The organism is Bosea sp. OAE506, assembly GCF_040546595.1.
Classification (GTDB): Bacteria; Pseudomonadota; Alphaproteobacteria; order Rhizobiales; family Beijerinckiaceae; genus Allobosea.
Genome location: NZ_JBEPOB010000001.1, coordinates 4,951,474 through 4,970,549 on the forward strand (window position 1 = coordinate 4,951,474; position 19,076 = coordinate 4,970,549).

Here is a 19,076-nt window from a genome sequence, read left to right on the forward strand (position 1 = left end):
GGAGCGAGCGATGAACAGGATCGTCAGGGAGCACTATCCGGTGGAGCGCCTGCCCGAGGATCTGCGGGCAGAACTTGGGCTTGCCCAGACGGCCCGGGTCGTTATCGAGACGGAAGACGCTCCATTGAGGCGCGCCGCGAGGGCGGCCGCCATTGCAGAACTGCTTGAGCATCGCAGTAAGTTGGCACCATCCGCCAATGATTCAGTGGAGCGCGTACGCAAGCTTCGCGATGAGTGGGATGGCTGACAGCAGCGATGGGGCTCATCTATCTCGACGCATGCGCGCTTATCGATGCGAGAGAAAAGTCCACGCCAGAAAGCCAAGCTTTGGTCAACCTGATCGCGCAGGCATCCGGCGCTGACACCCCGTTCATTACAAGCGACCTATCCCTTGTTGAGGTCCTTGCCAAACCAATCCAAGGTCTGATGGACCAAACTCCAGAACGAGAGAATCCGACAAAACGTGCGGATCATGACTGGTACTTGGGCAACCTGATACCCGATGGCTTGCTTTTCCGAACGAGGCCCTTGCACCGGGACATCCTGCTTCAAGCTGCCATTATGCGCGCGCGAAACCCATCTCTGAAAAACGCCCGACGCCATTCATGCTGCGACGGCCTATCACTTCGGCTGCACGCATTTTGTGACGGGAGATACCAGATTGATGAGAAGCATCGAACGCGATGACGCTTGGCTCCACTCCCCCCGCAGATTCAGTTTTGTCCAGTTGACGGTTGCGGCCCTCGACACATTGAGAACCGAGCTCAGTTAGTGACCCCCTCCCCCCTCCTCTCCGTCCAGGATCTCTCCGTCGCCTTCCGCCAGGGGGGGCGCGAGACGCTCGCAGTCGACCGGGTGTCCTTCGATCTCGCCAAGGGCGAGACGCTCGCGATTGTCGGCGAGTCCGGCTCGGGCAAGTCGGTCTCGGCGCTGTCGATCCTGAAACTGCTGAACTATCCGGCAGCGCACCACCCCTCGGGGAGGGTGATGTTCGATGGCCAGGACCTCATCGCCGCCGACGAGGACGCGATGCGCAAGGTGCGCGGCAACGACATCACCATGGTGTTCCAGGAGCCGATGACCTCGCTCAACCCGCTGCACACGATCCAGCGGCAGATCGGCGAGATCCTCGAGCTTCACAAGGGTCTGCGCGGCGACGCCGCGCGGGCCCGCACACTCGAACTGCTGGAACTGGTCGGCATTCGCGACGCTGAAAGCCGGCTCGATGCCTATCCGCACCAGCTTTCCGGCGGCCAGCGCCAGCGCGTGATGATCGCGATGGCCCTCGCCAATGAGCCTCACCTCCTGATCGCCGACGAGCCGACCACGGCGCTCGACGTGACCGTGCAGGCGCAGATCCTGAAGCTGCTCAAGGATCTGCAGACGCGGCTGGGCATGGCGATGCTGTTCATCACCCATGATCTCGGCATCGTCCGCCGCATCGCCGACCGGGTCTGCGTGATGCTGAAGGGCCAGATCATCGAGCAGGGACCGGTGGCCGAGATCTTCGGCAACCCGCAGCACGCCTATACCAGGCGCCTGATCGCGGCCGAGCCGACCGGGTGCCCCGCCCCGGTCGCAGATGACGCGGCGACGCTGGTCGAGGCCGGGCCGATCAAGGTCTGGTTCCCGATCAAAAGCGGCTTCCTGCGCCGGACCACGGGTCACGTGAAGGCTGTCGACGGCATCTCGGTGAGCGTGCGCGAAGGCGAGACACTGGGCGTCGTCGGCGAATCCGGCTCGGGCAAGACGACGCTCGGCCTCGCCATCCTCAGGCTGATTTCATCGGAGGGGCCGATCCTGTTCCTGGGCGACCGGATCGACGGGCTTTCGGCTTCGCAGGTCCGGCCGAAGCGCAAGGATCTGCAGGTCGTCTTCCAGGATCCTTACGGATCGCTCTCGCCACGCATGTCGGTGGCCGAGATCGTGGCCGAGGGCCTGACCGTCCAGGCGAAGCAGCAGAGCTATGCGCAGCGCCGCGAGGTGGTGGCGCAGGCGCTGAGCGATGTCGGCCTCGATCCCTCGGCCATGGACCGCTACCCGCACGAGTTCTCGGGCGGGCAGCGCCAGCGCATCGCGATCGCCCGGGCGATGGCGCTCGATCCCAAGTTCGTCGTGCTGGACGAGCCGACCTCGGCGCTCGACATGTCGGTTCAGGTGCAGATCGTCGCGCTGCTGCGCGACCTGCAGGCGAGGCGCAAGCTGGGCTATCTCTTCATCAGCCACGACCTCAAGGTCGTCCGGGCCATGGCCCACCGGGTGCTCGTGATGCAGAACGGCAAGGTCGTCGAAGAGGGGCCGGCCGAGGCGATCTTCTCGCGGCCGCGCGAGGCCTATACCCAGGCCCTGCTCGCCGCGGCGCTCAATCTCGAACCGGCCGGCGCCGCCGCGGTGAGGGATTGAGCATGGCGCGCGCCATCCTGATCGTGCTCGATTCCGTCGGCTGCGGCGGGGCGGAGGATGCGGCTGCCTATGGCGATGCCGGCTCCGATACGCTCGGCCACATCGCCGCCGCCTGCGCAGCGGGAGCCGGTGACCGCGCCGGTCTTCGCAGCGGGCCGCTCGCCCTGCCCCATCTCGTGCGCCTGGGGCTCGCCCATGCCTGTGAGGCCTCGACCGGGATCGCTCTGGCGGGCGCAGCCAAGCCTACAAGGCCGGCGGGGCGCCATGGCTATGGCGTCGAGCGTAGCCAGGGCAAGGACACGCCCTCAGGCCATTGGGAGATCGCCGGCTGCCCCGTGCCCTTCGCCTGGGGCTACTTCACCGATCTGGAGAACTCCTTCCCCGGCGAGCTGGTAGCCGCGATCATTCGTGACGGCGGCCTGCCCGGCATCCTCGGCAATCGGCATGCCTCGGGCACGGCGATCATCGACGACCTCGCCGTGGAGCACATCGCGACCGGCAAGCCCATCTGCTACACCTCCGTCGATTCCGTGCTTCAGATCGCTGCGCATGAACAGCATTTCGGGCTGGAGCGGCTCTATGCCCTCTGTCGGACGGTGCGGGGACTGGTCGATCCGCTGCGGATCGGACGCGTGATCGCGCGGCCCTTCGTCGGCAGCCCAGAGACGGGCTTCACCCGCACCGGCAATCGCAAGGACTTCGCCATTCCGCCGCCAGATGAAACCATCCTGGACCGGCTCGCGGCGCAGGGACGGCCCGTCGTCACCGTCGGGAAGATCGGCGACATCTTCGCGCATCGCGCCACCGGACAGGAGATCAAGCCCTTCGGGAACGCCGCGATGTTTGAAGCCGCGCTGGCCGCCTGGTCGGACCTGCCGGACGGTGGATTCTGCTTCGTGAACCTCGTCGATTTCGACACCGAGTTCGGGCATCGTCGCGACGTGCCGGGCTATGCAGCAGCGCTCGAAGCCTTCGATGCGATGATTCCGCGGCTCGAAGCGGCGCTGCGCCCCGGCGATCTGGCTGTGCTGACGGCCGACCATGGCAACGACCCGACCTGGCCGGGCACCGACCACACGCGCGAGCATGTGCCGATCCTTGCCTTCGGTCCGGGCATCGCGCCCGAGCCGCTGGGCCGGCGTGAGAGCTTCGCTGACATTGCCGCGACCCTCGGCCACTGGCTCGGCCTCGGCCAGGTTGGCCCCGGCCGCGGCTGGTAGGGCTCAGGCTGCCGCCACGCGCCCGCAGAAATCCGCCACCTCGGTCCGGATTTCCCGCGTATGGGTCGCGAGGGCCTCGGCGGAGTCCTGGACCTGTCGCGCCGCGTGATGGGCGCTCTCGGTCATCGCCTCGAAGCTTCCGACGATGTCGGCGCTGCGCCTCGCGCCCTCGAAGGACATCCTGACCTGATGCGCGATCTCGCCGGTCGCCTGCCCCTGCTGCTGCACGGACACCGAGATCGCCTCCGCCACGCGCTCGACGTCGCCGATGGCCGTCACAATGTCGCGGATCGCCTTGAGCGAGCGCTGCGAGGCGTCCTGCATCGCGCCGATCTGCGCCGAGACCTCATCGGTGGCCTTGGCGGTCTGGGCCGAGAGGGTCTTCACCTCGCCGGCAACCACGGCAAAGCCACGCCCCATTTCGCCGGCCCGCGCCGCCTCGATCGTCGCGTTCAGCGCGAGAAGGCTGGTCTGCGCCGCGATGCTGCGGATCAGCTCGACCACCGCCCCGACATTCTCGCTGTTGCGGGCCAGCACCTCGATCTCGCTGCTCGCCCTGCGGGCCAGTTCGGCGGCCGTCGCCGTGCCATGCGCGGCATGGGCCACGCTGCGGCCGATCTCGCCGATCGACATGGCAAGCTCGTCGCTGGCGGCGGAAAGGTGATCGATGCTGAGCAGCGTTTCAGAGGTCGCGTCGGACACCACGACCGTGTGGCTGCGGGCCTCATCCGAGGTCGTGGTGAGCGCCACGGCCTCTCCCTGCATCACGCCCGCGGCGCCGTCGAGCACCGCCATTTCCTCCTCCATCCGCGCTCGGAAGACCGCGACGGTCTGGCGCAGCAGCTCGGAGCGTCGCGCGATCTCCTCGCCCAGCTGCTTCTCCCGCTCCGCCGCCAGCCGCTCGCGCTCGGCATTGTCGCGGGCCTTGGCGAGGCTGTCCTCGTTCATCGCGAACATGCGCTCCATCATCACCGCGACCATGGTGAGGAAGGAGGTTTCGATGACGACGATGGCGGCATGCAGCAACACCCGCATCAGGCTGCCGCCCTGGTAGAAGACGGCCGCGGGAAGCAGATATTGCAGGATCAGATGATGGACGGCCGTCAGCGCCGCCCCGAGCACGATCGGGCGCCAGTCGCAGAAGCCCGCCAGCAGCGCCAGCACGGCGAAATAGTACATGTGCATGTCGGGCTGCCAGGGATGCCCGGCCAGGCTCGCCACCATGAGCGAGACCTGCGCGATCAGCACGATCGCGAGCGCGAGTTGCGTGACGATGGCGGCGCCGCGGCCGGCATAGAGCAGCAGCGCCGCCGCGGCCATGGCGAAGGCCAGTGCGGTCGGCAGCCAGGCCGAGCGCCCGAGCATGAGCTCAATCAGCAGCAGCAGCGGCACATGCAGGAAGGCAAGCCCGAGCAGCACGCAGGCCACGCGACGGCGAACAAAATCGAGCGTCCAGCTCATCACGCGGACCGATCGTCGGCGGGAGCGTCGAGACAGCCGGCCAGACCGGCCAGCGCTACCAGCAGCAGCGCGCCGCGTGGGCGGCTCACGGTGCCCTCGTCCGGCGGAGCGACGACGACGACATAGGGCGCGCGGCCCGGCCGCAGGACGCGATGCCCGGCCGCCAGAGAGTGCGCGAGCGCGTCCTGACCCGTTGTCCAGGGCGGAAAGAGGATCGCGACCGGTGTTCGCGTGTCGGGCGCCGCCTGCGGGAGCGCCGCTATGATCGCCAGTGGGCTAGCGAGGGCGACGAGCATCAATGCGATACGGTCGCGGCCGGACAGAGCGCGCGACAGACGGGGGCGCGATAACGCAGTCGAATGCATGAAGAACCCGAACGCTGGACGACTGTCCGCAGGCCCCCCCAGCAGACCCCGATATCAGCGCAGATTCAGGTTAAGGGATCGCTTACGCCAGGGGGCTCGCCGCGGGGCGCCGACCCATCCGGGACTCAGCGCGCGAGACGGTCCTTGATGCGGCGCATCAGCCCGTCGCGAACCTCGCGATAGGCGTTCATCACCTGGTCCCGTGAGCCCTGGACGGCGGTCGGATCGACCGTGGGCCAGTACTCGACCTCGGCGGCAACGGTGCGGGTCAGATCGAGGGCGCGGTGATGCGCCTCGGGCGAGAGCGAGACGATGAGGTCGAAGTTGAGACCCTCCCACTCCTCCAGTTCCTCGATCGATTTCGGCTTGTGCTTGTGGGCGTCGATGCCGATCTCGTCGAGGGCGGCGAGAGCAAAGGCATCGACCTCGCCCCGGCGCGCGCCGGCTGACTGGACATAGACCGATTTGCCGAAGAAATGCTTGGCCATCGCCTCCGCCATCGGTGAGCGAACTGCGTTGTGCGCGCACATGAAGAGCACGCTCTGAACCTTTCGCGATGCGGGGGGCTCCAAGCCTCAGCCCTTCCAGTGCAGCGCGTAGATCAGGGTGAAGAGCCTCCTCGCGGTGTCGAAGTCGATCTCGACCTTGCCCGCGAGGCGCTCGACGAGGATGCCGGCGGCTTCGTCGTGCAGGCCGCGCCGGCCCATGTCGATGGCCTCGATCTGCGAGGGTGTGGCAGTACGGATGGCGGCGTAATAGCTCTCGCAGACCATCGCATAATCCTTGACGATGCTGCGAAAGGGCGTGAGCGAGAGATGATGCGTGATCACGGGCGCGCCATCCGCCTCCCGGATCTCGAAGACGAGCCTGCGCTCGACCATGGCGAGATGGGCGAGATAGGGCCCGCCCTCATGGCCGGGGAGAACGAAGCGGTTGCGCTCGATCAGGTCGTAGATCGCGACGGCCCGCTCATGCTCCTGATCGGCCGAGCCGCCCCCCAGCGACGAAGGATCCAGCGTCACGCCGACGAGGCACTGCTTCGCGGGTGTCTCGGCCTGGGGCATCGGTCCCTCCGGTTCCGCCATGGCGGTCTGCCGCTCCGAGGCGCGCGCTCAGAGATTCAGCCTGATCGTCACGGAACGTCCATGCGCGTGCAAGCCCTCCGCCTCCGCGAGCGCGGTGGCCGCCGGCGCGAGCGCGCGCAGGGAATCGGGGCCGCATTTCAGCAGCGATGTCCGCTTCATGAAGTCGAGCACGCCGAGCCCAGAGGAGAAGCGGGCGGAGCGGGCTGTTGGCAGCACATGGTTGGGTCCGCCGACATAGTCGCCGATGGCCTCGGGTGTATGGCCGCCGAGGAAGATGGCGCCGGCGTTGCGGATCAGCCCGGACAGGCGCTCCGGCTCTGCCGTCATGATCTCGAGATGCTCGGGAGCCATCCGGTCGATCAGCGGCACGGCCGCCTCCAGATCGGCGACGAGCAGGATCGCACCGAAATCCGCCCAGCTCCTGCCCGCGATGGCCGCCCGCGGCAGCGTGCGCAGCTGCGCCTCCACGGCCTGCTCGACCTGCTCCGCCAGGGCCGCATCGTCCGTCATCAGGATCGACTGGGCCGAGACGTCGTGTTCGGCCTGGGCCAGGAGATCGGCCGCGATCCAGTCCGGATTGGCGGTGCCGTCGGCGACGATCAGCACCTCGGACGGGCCGGCGATCATGTCGATGCCGACCTGGCCGAAGACCCGGCGCTTGGCGGCGGCGACATAGGCGTTGCCGGGACCGACGATCTTGGAGACCGGCGCGATGGTCGCCGTGCCATAGGCCAGGGCCGCCACAGCCTGCGCTCCGCCGATGCGGTAGATCTCGTCGACGCCGGCCAGGCGCGCCGCGGCGAGAACGAGGGGGTTCGTCTCGCCCCGCGGCGTCGGCGCCACCATCACCACCCGGTCCACGCCCGCCACCTTGGCCGGCACGGCGTTCATCAGCACGGATGAGGGATAGCTCGCGGTGCCGCCGGGCACATAGAGGCCGACAGCCTCGACGGCGCTCCAGCGCCAGCCGCTTTCAACGCCCGCCGCATCGGTGAACCAGGCATCCTCTGGCTTCTGGCGAGCGTGATAGGCCTCGATGCGGTCGCGCGCGGTTTCGAGGGCCTGGATCTGCGCCGGCGAACAGGCCGCGACGGCGGCGTCGATCTCGGCGGCCGGCACGCGCAACGTCCCAGCCGTCAGTGCCAGATCGTCGAAGCGATGGGTGTAGTCGATCACCGCCGCATCGCCGCGTTCGCGGACCTCGGCAATGATGTCGGCCACGACGCGATCGACCTCTTCGGAGACCTCGCGTTTGGCCGACAGCAGGTCCCGGAACGCGCTTTCGAAATCGGCGGTGCTGTCGTCGAGCCTGATCGGCATCGCTGTCCCCGGAGGTGCTGGTCGGATGGGTGGTTCGCGGGCGGGATGAAAGGCGGCGGATCAGGGGCCGTCAGGATGCTCGGGCTTGGCCAGGGCTTCCCAGACCGGGCCGAGATCCTTCATCTGCGCCTCGACGCATTCCACGGTGAGGCGGATCGCGGCGCCGTCCGAAAAATGCAGCGTGACATCGCCCTCCGGACCTTCGCTGCCGCTGAAGGCAATGGCCAGCAGGCTCAGCACGCGGTCGGGGAGCTGCTTGTCGATGCCGGTGCTGCGCACGGCGAGGACACGGTCGAAATGGATTGCCGTCAGCCGGCGCCTGTACTGGCCGCGCGGCGCGCCCTCCCAGTCGAAGCGGCGGGCGGCCAGCGCAAAGCGCTTGTCGGCCGGCAGCCAGACGATGTCCGCCACCTTCAGGACGGCGTCCTGCAGGTGGGCCGACATCACGGCGAGGTCATCGGCATCGAGCGCGATGAGCTTCAGGGGGTCTGCGGCATCGTCCGACATGGCGTGTGTTCTGGCGGTGCCGCTCGCGCGCGTCAACCGCTCAGGCGCTCGACCTGCGCCCCGCAGCGCGTCAGCTTCGCTTCCAGCGCCTCGAAGCCGCGGTCGAGATGGTAGACGCGGTTGATGGTGGTCTCGCCCTCGGCAGCCAGGCCGGCGATGACGAGCGAGACCGAGGCACGCAGATCAGTTGCCATCACGGGGGCGCCGGTCAGCTTCGCCACGCCTTCGACATGGGCCGCGTCGCCCTCGAGCCGGATCTTCGCGCCGAGGCGCGCCAGTTCCTGCACATGCATGAAGCGGTTCTCGAAGATCGTCTCGCGGATGCGCGACGTGCCCTTCGCCCGGGTCATCAGCGCCATGAACTGGGCCTGGAGATCGGTCGGGAAGCCGGGGAAGGGATCGGTCGCGATATCGACCGCTTCCAGCGGCTGGCCATTGCGGCGGACGCGGATGCCCTCATTGGTCGAGGAGATGTCGACGCCCGCCTGGACCAGCACGTCCAATGCAGACTGCAGCAATTCGGGCCGGGCGCCCTCGAGCAGGACGTCGCCCCCCGTCATGGCAACCGCCATCGCATAGGTGCCGGCCTCGATCCGGTCCGGCAGGACGGCGTGATGGGCACCGCCGAGGCGCGCGACGCCCGTGACCACGATCCGGCTGGTGCCGGCGCCCTCGATCTTCGCCCCCATCTTCGACAGGCAGGCGGCGAGGTCGGCGATCTCAGGCTCGCGGGCGGCGTTCTCGATCACCGTCGTTCCCTGGGCGAGGACCGCGGCCATGAGCGCGGTATGGGTGCCGCCGACCGTCACCTTCGGGAAAACGATCTCGGCGCCCCGCAGGCCGCGCGGGGCGCGGGCGATGGCATAGCCGTTCTCGATCTCGATCTCGGCACCCAGCCGCTCCAGCGCCATCAGCAGCAGATCGACCGGGCGCGTGCCGATGGCGCAGCCGCCGGGCAGGGACACCTTCGCCTCGCCCATGCGGGCCAGGATCGGCGCGATGACCCAGAAGCTCGCGCGCATCGTCGAGACGAGTTCGTAGGGCGCGCAGGTGTCGACGATCTGCCTTGCGGTCAGCGCGATGGTCTGGCCCGTCTCAGCCGACTGACCGATACGCTTGCCCGCGATCGAGCGATCGACGCCGTGATTGGAGAGGATGCGCGACAGCGCGCTGACGTCGGAGAGGCGCGGCACATTGGCGAGCGTCAGCGTCTCGTCGGTGAGCAGGCTCGCGATCATCAGCGGCAGGGCGGCGTTCTTGGCGCCGGAGATCGGAATGGCGCCGTCGAGGCGCTGACCGCCGGTGATGCGGATCTTGTCCATCGTCAGGTCCTGTGAGCCCCGGCAGGCGCCGGAGGCGAGGAATTCGGTATCAGGACCGGTCTGGATCGGCCTGGGTTTGCGGCGCTTCGTCGGCCTCTACGGCCGCCCCTTCCGCTCGACGGGCTCGGGCCTGGGCCTTGCGGCGCTTCAGGTTCTCCCGAAGGGCGGCGGCAAGGCGCGCCCGCTTCTCGTCTTCTGCGGATGTCTGGCGGTTCACGGCAACGACTCGGCAACCGGGTTCAACGCTCGCATCGCGGCGAAATCGCGGCGCATCGTTAGCCGCATCGCCTTGTTTCGACAAGCGCCGCGGCGGCGCGGCACGCGGCTTGCCAACGCCAAGACATCGATCCGCAGGCGTGCCATTCCGATACAATTCGAACAGTAGACGCCCTGACGTTAGGTAATATTGGTTAACAAGATTAACCATCTGCCCGGGTTTTCATTTACAGTTTGTTAACTTCGCGTAGCTTGGCCGCATGGCGCTCCTCGAAGGCGGTACGGGATCAACAGCATGTTCCAGTCGATTGCTTCGGTCATGAATGCCACGCCCACAGCTGTTCTCGACAGCTGCGAGGTCATCGATGCGATCCGTCATCGGGCGGGCTTCCTTCCCGAGACGCAGCTCTCCTACGAACCCGAGATCAAGACGCTCTGGGTCACGATCCGGCCCGAGTTGAAGCCGGTCTTCACGCTGCAGCTGCTCGACAGCCTGGTGAAAATCCAGAGCGCGATCATGGCGCTGTGGGGCGCTCCGGAACAGTATCACCGCGCGCCGGTGCGGTTCCTGGCGTTCCGCGGCACGGGTCCGTTCTTCACGCTCGGCGGCGATCTCGACTTCTATCTGTCTGGACTGCCTGGCCAAGAACGACCGTGCGGCCCTGGCCGAATACGCCCGTCTCTCGGCCGCCGGGGCGGTGATGAATGCGAGCGGGCTGAACGGCCTCGTGGTGACGCTCTCGACGATCCACGCCAAGGCGATCGGTGGCGGAATCGACGCGCCGCGCTCCTGCAACGTGATGATCGCGGAGGAGCAGGCGTCGTTCGTCTACCCGGAAATCAAGTTCAACCACTTCCCGATCACCGCCGTCGCGATCCTCTCGCGCCGGATGGGGGCGCGCGCCGCCGAGCGCATGCTGATGTCGGGCGAGGAGATGAGCGCGCAGGCCTTCATGGAGGCGGGCGGGCTCGAGGCCGTGGTGCCGACCGGCACAGGCGAGGCCTGGATCCGCAAATACGCGCAGGATTCGCTGCCGATGCACGCGGCCAAGACGGCGCTGTTCTCTGCCTTCAACCGCCGCGCCGGCGACCTGCAGGCCGAACTCGAGCAACTCGGCCAGATCTGGACCGACTGCATGCTGCGGCTGAACCCGAGTGCGATCTCCAAGCTCCAGCGCATCGCGCAGACGCAGGATCGCATGCTGGCGCGCATGTATCAGCGCCCGGCGACGACGCCGGACCTGCAGCTCGCCTTCTGACCGCCGGCGCGTCGCGATCAATGCTTCGCGGCTGCAACACCAAACATTTACCTCTGAGCCTCTAAAACTTTAAAGCGGGAGATATAGGCGGGCGCCACGAGCAAGGCGCATCAGCGACCGGCGGGACGGGATGAGATGGCGGGCGCGCTGAAGGATTGGTGGAACGCCAGACTGCGTCGTCCCGGCGAGGACTTCGATCAGCCCAGCTATGCGCTGCTGGTCAGCTCGCTGTTTTCCTCGCCCGCCTCGATCATTCCCGGCGGCGTCGCCGGCATCCTGACGCCCTTCCTGTGCTGGATCTCGACCGGCCTCGTCGTCTTCGAAGCCCTGACGATCCTCGTCGCACTCATCGTGCTGCTGCGGCTGGCGACCTTCGTTTCCTACCGGCGAACCGATCATTCGCGCGACGGCTATGACGAGACGCGGCGTTGGGATCGCGACTATTTCCTCGGCGCGACTGCCTTCAGCGCCGTGCTCGGCTACAGCTGCTATGCGGCGCTCGCACAGACCGACGATCCGGCCGCCCACATCACCTCGGTCTCGTCGACGATCGCGATCGCCTCTGGCTATGTCTCGCGCAACGCCGGCCGGCCCAAATTCGTCGCCGTTCAGCTGCTGACCTTCTGCGTGCCGATGGCCTTCGGCCTGATCCAGGCGCACAACCCCTACTACCAGTATATCGGCTACTTCGCCTTCCTCTATGTGGCGGCCAACATCGCCATCACCAATTCGCTGCACCGCAATCTGCTGGCGCTGAGCGATGCGACCAAGCAGTCCAAGGCGCTGGCCTCCGCCCTGCACTCGCAGAACCTGACGCTGGACGCTGCGCTCAACACCATGATCCATGGGCTCGCGATGTTCGACCGCGACCTCAAGCTCGCCGTCAGCAACGCGCCCCATCTCGCGCTTTACGGCCTGCCGGAGACGCTCGCCCTGCCGGGCACGCCGATCACCGCGATCGCCCGCTTCCTGGTCGAGCGGCAGGTCGTCGCCGCCGGGCATCTGCGCGACCTCAAGGAGGCGCTGGCCGAGGTTCAGGCGACGCAGCAGACCACCAGCTGCGAAATCCAGACCCGGGCGGGGCGGGTCCTCGTCGTGACCTTCGCGCCCGCGGCCGAGGGCGGCGTGCTGATGTCGACCGAGGACGCGACCGAGCGCAAGGCGACCGAGGCCCGCATCGAGCAGATGGCCCGCTTCGACGAGCTCACCGGGCTGGCCAACCGCTTCGAGTACAACAGCAACATCTCGGAGGCCTTCGCGCGGCTCGACCGCACGGGCGAGCCCTTCGCGCTTCTCTATGTCGATCTCGACGGCTTCAAGCAGGTCAATGACAGCCTCGGCCACGACATCGGCGACCGCGTGCTGGTCGAGACGGCGGAGCGGCTGCGCGGCGCGATCCGCGGCAGCGATCTCCTGGCCCGCTTCGGCGGCGACGAGTTCCTGCTGATCCTGCCCGCCGCCAACCACCTCGTCGTCACCGCGATAGCCCAGCGTATGATCGACGCCATGACCAAGGCTTTCCGGCTGGACAACAAGACCGTCTATGTCACCGCCAGCATCGGCATCGCGATGGCGCCCGCCGACGGCGCGTCGCCTGCGGATCTGCTGCGTCACGCCGACACCGCGCTCTACAAGGCCAAGGCCGCCGGCCGCAACACGCTCATGTTCTTCGACCCGACGATGGCCGAGGAGATGACCGAGCGCCACGAGCTCGAGGTCGATCTGCGAAAGGCCTGCGAGGACGGCTCGCTCGAACTCTACTACCAGCCGATCATCGACCTGCGCACCGGCGAAGTGGTCTCGCGCGAGGCGCTGATGCGCTGGCGCCACCCCACACGCGGCATGGTGCCCGCCGGTCAGTTCATCCCGGTGGCCGAGCAGTCGGGCCTGATCGCGACCATCGGCGACTGGGCGATCCGGCAGGCCTGCAAGGATGCCGCGTCCTGGGAGAAGCATGTCGGTGTCTCGGTCAACATCTCGCCGCTGCAGTTCCGCGAGCCGCGGCGGATCGTCGAGACGGTCAAGAATGCCCTGATCGCGTCCAATCTCAGCTCGCAGCGCCTGACGCTCGAGGTCACGGAATCGCTGCTGATCGAGGACAACAAGACGACGCTGGGCGTCATCGACGAGCTGCGGATGCTGGGCGTGACCTTCGCCCTCGACGATTTCGGCACGGGCTATTCCTCGCTCGGCTATCTCTCGACCTATCCCTTCGCCCAGGTGAAAATCGACCAGAGCTTCACCCGCACCGTTCATTCGAGCGAGGCTTCCAAGGCGATCATCGAGGCCGTCTGCCAGCTGGCGCGGCGCCTCTCCATGAATGTCGTTGTCGAAGGGGTGGAGACGGAGCAGCAGCGCATCGCCGTGCAACTGCTCGGCGCGCAGCGGGCGCAGGGCTATTTCTTCGGCAAGCCGGCGCCGATGGCGAGCTTCGCCGAGAAGAGCCGCAACGTCGCCTAAGCCGCCCTGCCCCGTGGCGTTTCGGCGCGGACGGGGCGCGAAACGGCGGATGCCGCCGTTGCGGTCTTGATTCCGCTCCACCGACACCGCATCAGCGAGAGGTGGAATCGCTCCGGACATCGGGAGACAGCATGATCCGAACTGAAGACGGCTCATTTGCGCCCCTCGACAGGCAGGCGGCCGCTTGAGCGGGACCGCCTCCCCCACCCCGCCGGCGCCGCTGACGCCGGACCTCTGCGTCATCGGCGCCGGCACGGCCGGGCTGGCGGTCGCCACCGCCGCGGCCGCCTTCGGCGTGCCCGTCGTGCTGGTCGAGCGCGACCGGATGGGTGGAGAGACCGGCAGCAGCGCCATCGCCGCGCTCGCCAGTGCGGGCGCGCGCGCCCAGGCCATCCGCGACGCCGGACGCTTCGGCATCGTTGTGGCTGAGCCCGACATCCGCGACGCCGCCCTGCATGACCATGTGCAGCGCGTCCTCGCGGCCCGCCAGCCGAACGTCTCGGCCGAGCGCCTGACCGCGCTGGGGGCCACCGTGATCTCCGGCGAGGCCCGCTTCGTCAGCCGCAGCACGGTCGCCGTCGGCGATCAGACGATCCGGGCGCGGCGCTTCGTCGTCGCCACCGGCGCACGGGCCATCACGCCCGACATTCCCGGCCTCGCCGACCTCCCGGTGCTGACAGAGGCGAGCCTCGCCAGCCTCACGCGCAGGCCGGAGAGCCTGATCGTCATCGGCGGCAGCCCGGCGGCTGCAGCCATCGCGCAGGCGCTGGCGCGGCTGGGCAGCCGCGTCGCCCTGGTCGAGCCGGCAAGCCTGTTGCCCGGCGAGGACCCCGAGGCGGTCGCGATCCTGCGGCGCACGCTGCTGCGCGAGGGCGTCGGCCTCCATGAGAACCGAGCGATCCGGCGCGCGGAGGCCGCCAAAGGGGGCTTGCGCCTGGTGCTGGACGGCGACAGCCAGGAATCGGAGACGGTCATCGACGCGGGGCAGGTCCTGATCGCCGGCCCGCACCTCCCCGCGATCGAGAAGCTCGATCTCGAACTCGCCGGCATTGCTTCAGGCCCCACGGGCATCCGCGTCGATCGCGGGCTGCGGAGCACAAACCGCCGCGTCTATGCGATTGGCGACTGCGCGGCCGGCGCGGCGGGTGGGCCGACCGCAGCTGAGGAGCAGGCGCGGCTCGTGCTGCGCAATGCGCTGTTCCGGCAGGGCGGCCGCTTCGACCCGGCGGCGATCCCGCGCGTCACGGCGACCCAGCCGCCCATCGCCCATGTCGGGCTGAGCGAGGCGGAGGCGCAGCGGCAGGGCGAGATCCGGGTCCTGCGGTGGCCCTATGCGGAGAGCGACGCCGCCCAGGCCGACCGGACGACGGAAGGCTTCGTGAAGATCCTGACCGACGCCAAGGGCAAGCTCCTCGGGGCGACCGTGGTGGGGCCGCAGGCGGGCGAGTTGATCGCGAGCTGGGGGCTGGCGCTTGCGGCCGGGCGGACCGTGCAGGACATGGCCGCGCTGCCGATGCCGCAGCCTTCCCTGGCGGAGGTGTCGAAGCGCGCGGCGACCTCCTTCCTCACCCCGCTCGCCACCAAGCCCGGGCTGCGTCGCCTCATCGGCTGGCTGCGTCGGCTGGGCTAGGATCGGCGGTGATGCAGCCTCAACGACCGGACAATGAGTCGCTTTCCGTCAGCCTGCCGCGCGGGCTGACGCGGCTCGGCCTGTCGGCCAAGCTGCTCGTGCTGACGGTGCTGTTCGTCATGCTGGCGGAGGTGCTGATCTATCTGCCGTCCGTCGCCAATTTCCGGCGCAACTGGCTGAACGACCGGCTGGCGGCGGCCCAGGTGGCGGTCCTCGTCCTCGAGGGCGCTCCCGAGGACGGGCTGCCCGAGGGCAGCGAGAACCGGCTGCTGACGGGTGTCGGCGCGCGCGCGATCGCGGCCCGCGTCGGCGGGGCGCGGCGTCTGCTCAGCCTCGATTCAATGCCGCCCGCCGCGGTTTCGCGCACCGTGGACCTGCGCAGCATGGGCTGGTTCGGTGCCATCGGCGAAGCGCTGGAAACGCTCATCCTGCCGGCGCAGATGCCGATCCGCGTCATCGGCGGGGCGGTGGGTGGTGCCGATTTCGTCGAGATCGTCATCGACGAGGCGCCGCTGCGGCGGGCGATGCTCAAGTTTTCCGTCAACCTGCTGCTGATCTCGCTGATCATCTCGGGGCTGACGGCGGTCGCCGTCTATGTCGCGCTGAACTGGATGATCGTCGGGCCGATCCGCCAATTGGCGGCCAATGTCATGGAGTTCGAGATCGACCCTGAAAATCCGCACCGCATCATCGAGCCGACCCAGCGGGCCGACGAGATCGGCGAGGCGCAGCGCGCCCTGGCGCGGATGCAGATGACACTGGCGGGGGAACTTCGGACGAAGAAGCATCTCGCGGAGCTCGGGCTCGCCGTCAGCAAGATCAACCACGACCTGCGCAACATGCTGGCCGCCGCGCAGCTGATGTCGGACCGCCTGACCGAGACCCGCGACACCAAGATCAAGCGCTTCGCACCGCGGCTGATCGCGACGCTCGGCCGCGCCATCGATTTCTGCCAGGCGACGTTGGCCTATGGGCGCGCCGCCGAGGCGACGCCGGTGCTGCGGGAGGTCGCCCTGCGCCAGCTGGTGGCGGAACAGGCCGAGCTTCTCGGACTGGCCGAGGCGGCGCAGGTGAGCTTCAGCAACGAAGTTCCCGCCGAGCTGGTCGCCCCCTGCGATCCCGACCAGATGGCCCGCGTCCTGCTCAACCTGATGCGCAATTCGGTTCAGGCCCTCGCCCAGGCCGGCGCCGAACCGGGCGGACGGCCGCTGCTGGCGGTCCATGCGGCGCGCGACAACGGATCCGTCGTCCTGCGCGTCACCGACAATGGCCCCGGCGTGCCCGAGCGGGCTCGCGCCAACCTGTTCCAGGCCTTCCGCGGCTCGGTCACGCCTGGCGGCACCGGGCTCGGCCTCGCCATCGCCGCCGAGCTGGTGCGGCTGCATGGCGGCACGATCGCGCTGGAGCCCTCGGAGATCGGGGCGGTGTTCAAGGTGACGCTGCCGGCGCCGCGGATGGCGGCAGCCTGAGACGGCTACTGGCTCGCCCAGATGACGCGGGCCATGAAGGCGATCTCCGCCAGGGGCAGCACGCGGTCGCCATGCTCGGGATTGAGCGAGGCGAGCTCGACGGTCTTGGCGGTCTGCCGCTTGAGCTGCTTGGCCAGCACCTCGCCCTCGACGGTCTTGACGACGACGCGGTCGCCCCGGCGCACCGTCGCCGTCGGCGAGACGATGATGGTGTCGCCATCGCGATAGAGCGGCAGCATCGAATCGCCGGAAATCTCCAGCGCATAGGCCTTCTCATCGGCGACGCCGGGAAAGGCGACCTCCTCCCAGCCGGTACCGACGGGAAAGCCGCCATCGTCGAAGAAGCCGCCGGAACCCGCCTGGGCGAAGCCGATCAGCGGAATGGTGCGCGAGGGTCCCGCGCCGCGCCGCATCACGACGTTCATGAACTCGTCCAGCGAGGCCCCGGTCGCGGCCAGGATCTTCGCGATCGATTCGGTCGAGGGCCAGCGCTCGCGCCCGTCAGGCCCAATGCGCTTCGAGCGGTTGAAGGTCGTGGCGTCGAGCCCGGCCCTGCGCGCCAGGCCGGAGGCGGTGAAGCCATAGCGCTGGGCGAGAGAGTCGATCGCGCTCCAGATCTGGTCGTGGGAGAGCACCGCGCGCACCTCGCAGGGATGTTGCCTAGCCGGGGATGGAAATAGGAAATATCCCCTATCTCATGAGACATCAATCGGATTTCCGCTGCCTGTGGCGAGAAAAATTGGCGCGGCCCTGCGACAGCCGCTAAGCCCTCCGCAGCCATCATCCGCCGAGGTCACCCGTGCCGCTCATCTACAAGATCTGCCCTGCCAGCCTGTGGCGCGAGGCCGAAGCCGCAGGCCGTTTCGACGGGGCGCCGATCGACCTCGCCGATGGCTTCATCCACTTCTCGACCGGCGGCCAGCTTCGGGAGACGACGACGAAGCATTTTGCCGGCCAGAGCGATCTGCTCCTGATCGCCGTGGAGGGCGACACGCTCGGCACGGCGCTGCGCTACGAGCCGTCGCGGGGCGGCGCCCTGTTCCCGCATCTCTATGCGCCGCTCGATCCGCGCGTCGTTCGCTGGGTGGCGCCCCTGGCCCAGGGCAGCGATGGCGGCCCCGTCATTCCGGAGGACATCGCGTGATCGGCTCGCTCTTCAACCTCGCCCGCCCGCTGATCCACAAGATGGATGCCGAGACCGCGCATCGGCTGACGGTCGCGGCACTCGCCGCCGCGCCTTCGCTGCGGCCGGCCGCGGATGATCCGGCGCTGGCGACCGAGGCCTTCGGGCTGTCCTTCTCCAATCCGGTCGGTCTCGCGGCCGGCTTCGACAAGCACGCCGAGGCGGTGGACGGGGCGCTCGGCCTCGGCTTCGGCTTCGTCGAGGTCGGTGGCGTCACGCCCCTGCCCCAGCCCGGCAATCCCAAGCCGCGCGTCTTCCGGCTGGTCGAGGACGCCGCGGTGATCAACCGCTATGGCCTCAACAGCGACGGCATGGAGGCCGTGGCGCAGCGGCTGGCGGCCCGGCGGGCGCGGGGCGGCATCGTCGGCGTCAATCTCGGTGCCAACAAGGACTCGGCCGATCGCGCGGCGGATTATGCGGTGCTGACCCGCCGGCTGGCGCCGCTGACCGACTTCGTCACCGTCAATGTCTCTTCCCCCAACACACCTGGCCTGCGCGACCTGCAGGCGGAGGCCGCGCTCGACGATCTGATCGCCCGGGCGATGGAGGCACGCGACGAGGCGGCGGCGGGCGGACGACCGACGCCGATGCTGCTAAAGATCGCGCCCGATCTCACCCTGCCGGAACTCGACGGCATGATCGCCGTCGCACGCCGCCGCGGAATCGATGGGCTGATCGTCTCCAACACCACCATCGCCCGGCCCCAGAGCCTGCGCAGCCCGTCGAAGGCGGAGGCCGGCGGTCTTTCGGGCAAGCCGCTCTTCACGGCCTCGACGCGCCTGCTCGCCGAGGCCTTCCTGCGGGTCGAAAGGCAGTTCCCGCTCATCGGCGTCGGCGGCATCGACTCCGCAGAAACCGCCTTCGCCAAGATCCGCGCTGGGGCCGATCTCGTGCAGTTCTATTCCGCCATGGTTTTCCAGGGGCCGGGGCTGGTGAAGACGGTCAAGGCCGGGCTGGCCTTGGAGGTGCGCCGCGCGGGACTGCCGAAGCTCGCTGCCCTCGTCGGGCGCGACGCCGCCGCGATCGCGGCGGGCAAGGGCCTTTAACGGCGCCTGCATTCACGATCCCGGCGGCAGCCTCTTGCCGCCGCCCCGTAGCTGGCCTATCGGGCCTTGAGCACCCTGCGACGAGAGATGCCTACCGCCGTCATCGCCGCCCCCGGGTGCGGCGAGATAG

19 protein-coding genes are annotated in these 19,076 nt (G+C 68.5%); 11 read left to right on the plus strand and 8 right to left on the minus strand.

From position 1 onward, the window contains the following. Positions 1 to 10 precede the first annotated feature (10 nt). The 4 genes from ABIE41_RS23975 to ABIE41_RS23990 all read left to right on the plus strand — a co-directional run bounded on the left by ABIE41_RS23975 (position 11) and on the right by ABIE41_RS23990 (position 3,623). Positions 11 to 247: a hypothetical protein gene (locus tag ABIE41_RS23975; RefSeq protein ID WP_192642699.1), complete on the plus strand. Its 237-nt coding sequence runs from the start codon at positions 11 to 13 to the stop codon at positions 245 to 247. A gap of 8 nt (positions 248 to 255) precedes the next feature. Next, entirely contained in the window at positions 256 to 687 is a 432-nt protein-coding gene (locus ABIE41_RS23980) for a hypothetical protein (RefSeq protein WP_192642700.1), read from the plus strand. Between the two features lie 84 nt (positions 688 to 771). After that, entirely contained in the window at positions 772 to 2,403 is a 1,632-nt protein-coding gene (locus ABIE41_RS23985) for an ABC transporter ATP-binding protein (RefSeq protein ID WP_192642701.1), read from the plus strand. 2 nt (positions 2,404 to 2,405) lie between these two features. Beyond that, the gene (locus tag ABIE41_RS23990) at positions 2,406 to 3,623 is read left to right on the plus strand and encodes a phosphopentomutase (protein WP_192642702.1); all 1,218 of its coding nucleotides are present in this window, start codon (positions 2,406 to 2,408) and stop codon (positions 3,621 to 3,623) included. Between the two features lie 3 nt (positions 3,624 to 3,626). On the opposite strand, the gene ABIE41_RS23995 is transcribed toward ABIE41_RS23990, so the two are convergent. From ABIE41_RS23995 to murA, 7 genes are all read right to left on the minus strand, one after another. After that, complete coding sequence (locus tag ABIE41_RS23995) at positions 3,627 to 5,084, minus strand: methyl-accepting chemotaxis protein (protein WP_210320855.1); 1,458 nt, start codon at positions 5,082 to 5,084, stop codon at positions 3,627 to 3,629. Continuing rightward, positions 5,084 to 5,383 (minus strand): hypothetical protein, encoded by a 300-nt coding sequence (locus ABIE41_RS24000; protein WP_192642703.1) that lies wholly within the window; start codon positions 5,381 to 5,383, stop codon positions 5,084 to 5,086. The genes ABIE41_RS23995 and ABIE41_RS24000 overlap by 1 nt, the downstream gene beginning before the upstream one ends. 191 nt (positions 5,384 to 5,574) lie before the next feature. Further along, positions 5,575 to 5,979, minus strand: coding sequence for an arsenate reductase/protein-tyrosine-phosphatase family protein (locus ABIE41_RS24005; RefSeq protein ID WP_192642704.1), 405 nt, complete (start codon positions 5,977 to 5,979; stop codon positions 5,575 to 5,577). Positions 5,980 to 6,024: 45 nt separating this feature from the next. After that, the gene (locus ABIE41_RS24010) at positions 6,025 to 6,513 is read right to left on the minus strand and encodes a UPF0262 family protein (protein WP_192642705.1); all 489 of its coding nucleotides are present in this window, start codon (positions 6,511 to 6,513) and stop codon (positions 6,025 to 6,027) included. A 48-nt stretch (positions 6,514 to 6,561) separates the two neighbouring features. Then, entirely contained in the window at positions 6,562 to 7,854 is a 1,293-nt protein-coding gene (gene hisD, locus ABIE41_RS24015) for a histidinol dehydrogenase (protein ID WP_192642706.1), read from the minus strand. A 60-nt stretch (positions 7,855 to 7,914) separates the two neighbouring features. After that, positions 7,915 to 8,361: a DUF2948 family protein gene (locus ABIE41_RS24020; protein WP_192642707.1), complete on the minus strand. Its 447-nt coding sequence runs from the start codon at positions 8,359 to 8,361 to the stop codon at positions 7,915 to 7,917. A gap of 32 nt (positions 8,362 to 8,393) precedes the next feature. Continuing rightward, positions 8,394 to 9,683, minus strand: coding sequence for a UDP-N-acetylglucosamine 1-carboxyvinyltransferase (gene murA, locus ABIE41_RS24025; protein WP_192642708.1), 1,290 nt, complete (start codon positions 9,681 to 9,683; stop codon positions 8,394 to 8,396). A gap of 76 nt (positions 9,684 to 9,759) precedes the next feature. Between murA and ABIE41_RS24030 the strand changes: the two genes are divergently transcribed. From ABIE41_RS24030 to ABIE41_RS24050, 5 genes are all read left to right on the plus strand, one after another. Further along, the gene (locus ABIE41_RS24030; RefSeq protein ID WP_192642709.1) at positions 9,760 to 10,068 is read left to right on the plus strand and encodes a hypothetical protein; all 309 of its coding nucleotides are present in this window, start codon (positions 9,760 to 9,762) and stop codon (positions 10,066 to 10,068) included. Between the two features lie 532 nt (positions 10,069 to 10,600). After that, positions 10,601 to 11,158, plus strand: coding sequence for an enoyl-CoA hydratase-related protein (locus tag ABIE41_RS24035; RefSeq protein WP_354193540.1), 558 nt, complete (start codon positions 10,601 to 10,603; stop codon positions 11,156 to 11,158). A gap of 135 nt (positions 11,159 to 11,293) precedes the next feature. Then, complete coding sequence (locus ABIE41_RS24040) at positions 11,294 to 13,618, plus strand: putative bifunctional diguanylate cyclase/phosphodiesterase (protein ID WP_192642711.1); 2,325 nt, start codon at positions 11,294 to 11,296, stop codon at positions 13,616 to 13,618. 184 nt (positions 13,619 to 13,802) lie between these two features. Further along, the gene (locus ABIE41_RS24045) at positions 13,803 to 15,248 is read left to right on the plus strand and encodes an FAD-dependent oxidoreductase (RefSeq protein WP_192642712.1); all 1,446 of its coding nucleotides are present in this window, start codon (positions 13,803 to 13,805) and stop codon (positions 15,246 to 15,248) included. A gap of 11 nt (positions 15,249 to 15,259) precedes the next feature. Further along, positions 15,260 to 16,717 (plus strand): sensor histidine kinase, encoded by a 1,458-nt coding sequence (locus tag ABIE41_RS24050; protein WP_192642713.1) that lies wholly within the window; start codon positions 15,260 to 15,262, stop codon positions 16,715 to 16,717. Positions 16,718 to 16,722: 5 nt separating this feature from the next. Here ABIE41_RS24050 and ABIE41_RS24055 read toward each other — a convergent pair whose 3' ends face one another. Then, positions 16,723 to 17,352 carry a S24 family peptidase gene (locus tag ABIE41_RS24055; RefSeq protein ID WP_192642714.1) on the minus strand — a complete coding sequence of 210 codons (630 nt, stop codon included), beginning with the start codon at positions 17,350 to 17,352 and terminating at the stop codon, positions 16,723 to 16,725. 164 nt (positions 17,353 to 17,516) lie between these two features. On the opposite strand from ABIE41_RS24055, the gene ABIE41_RS24060 reads away from it, so the two are divergent. Both ABIE41_RS24060 and ABIE41_RS24065 read left to right on the plus strand, forming a co-directional pair. Beyond that, positions 17,517 to 17,861: a DUF952 domain-containing protein gene (locus tag ABIE41_RS24060; protein WP_192642715.1), complete on the plus strand. Its 345-nt coding sequence runs from the start codon at positions 17,517 to 17,519 to the stop codon at positions 17,859 to 17,861. Continuing rightward, a complete protein-coding gene (locus ABIE41_RS24065; protein ID WP_192642716.1) occupies positions 17,858 to 18,946 on the plus strand; it encodes a quinone-dependent dihydroorotate dehydrogenase in 1,089 nt (362 codons plus the stop codon). Before ABIE41_RS24060 ends, ABIE41_RS24065 begins: the two co-directional genes overlap by 4 nt. Positions 18,947 to 19,076: the final 130 nt, after the last annotated feature.

Bases quoted from the DNA above. Each gene is read 5' to 3' on its own strand.
- ABIE41_RS23975 (WP_192642699.1), top strand. From the start codon at position 11: ATGAACAGGATCGTCAGGGAGCACTATCCGGTGGAGCGCCTGCCCGAG.
- ABIE41_RS23980 (WP_192642700.1), top strand. From the start codon at position 256: ATGGGGCTCATCTATCTCGACGCATGCGCGCTTATCGATGCGAGAGAA.
- ABIE41_RS23990 (WP_192642702.1), top strand. From the start codon at position 2,406: ATGGCGCGCGCCATCCTGATCGTGCTCGATTCCGTCGGCTGCGGCGGG.
- ABIE41_RS23995 (WP_210320855.1), bottom strand. From the start codon at position 5,084: ATGAGCTGGACGCTCGATTTTGTTCGCCGTCGCGTGGCCTGCGTGCTG.
- ABIE41_RS24005 (WP_192642704.1), bottom strand. From the start codon at position 5,979: ATGTGCGCGCACAACGCAGTTCGCTCACCGATGGCGGAGGCGATGGCC.
- ABIE41_RS24010 (WP_192642705.1), bottom strand. From the start codon at position 6,513: ATGCCCCAGGCCGAGACACCCGCGAAGCAGTGCCTCGTCGGCGTGACG.
- hisD (WP_192642706.1), bottom strand. From the start codon at position 7,854: ATGCCGATCAGGCTCGACGACAGCACCGCCGATTTCGAAAGCGCGTTC.
- ABIE41_RS24020 (WP_192642707.1), bottom strand. From the start codon at position 8,361: ATGTCGGACGATGCCGCAGACCCCCTGAAGCTCATCGCGCTCGATGCC.
- murA (WP_192642708.1), bottom strand. From the start codon at position 9,683: ATGGACAAGATCCGCATCACCGGCGGTCAGCGCCTCGACGGCGCCATT.
- ABIE41_RS24035 (WP_354193540.1), top strand. From the start codon at position 10,601: ATGAATGCGAGCGGGCTGAACGGCCTCGTGGTGACGCTCTCGACGATC.
- ABIE41_RS24040 (WP_192642711.1), top strand. From the start codon at position 11,294: ATGGCGGGCGCGCTGAAGGATTGGTGGAACGCCAGACTGCGTCGTCCC.
- ABIE41_RS24050 (WP_192642713.1), top strand. From the start codon at position 15,260: ATGCAGCCTCAACGACCGGACAATGAGTCGCTTTCCGTCAGCCTGCCG.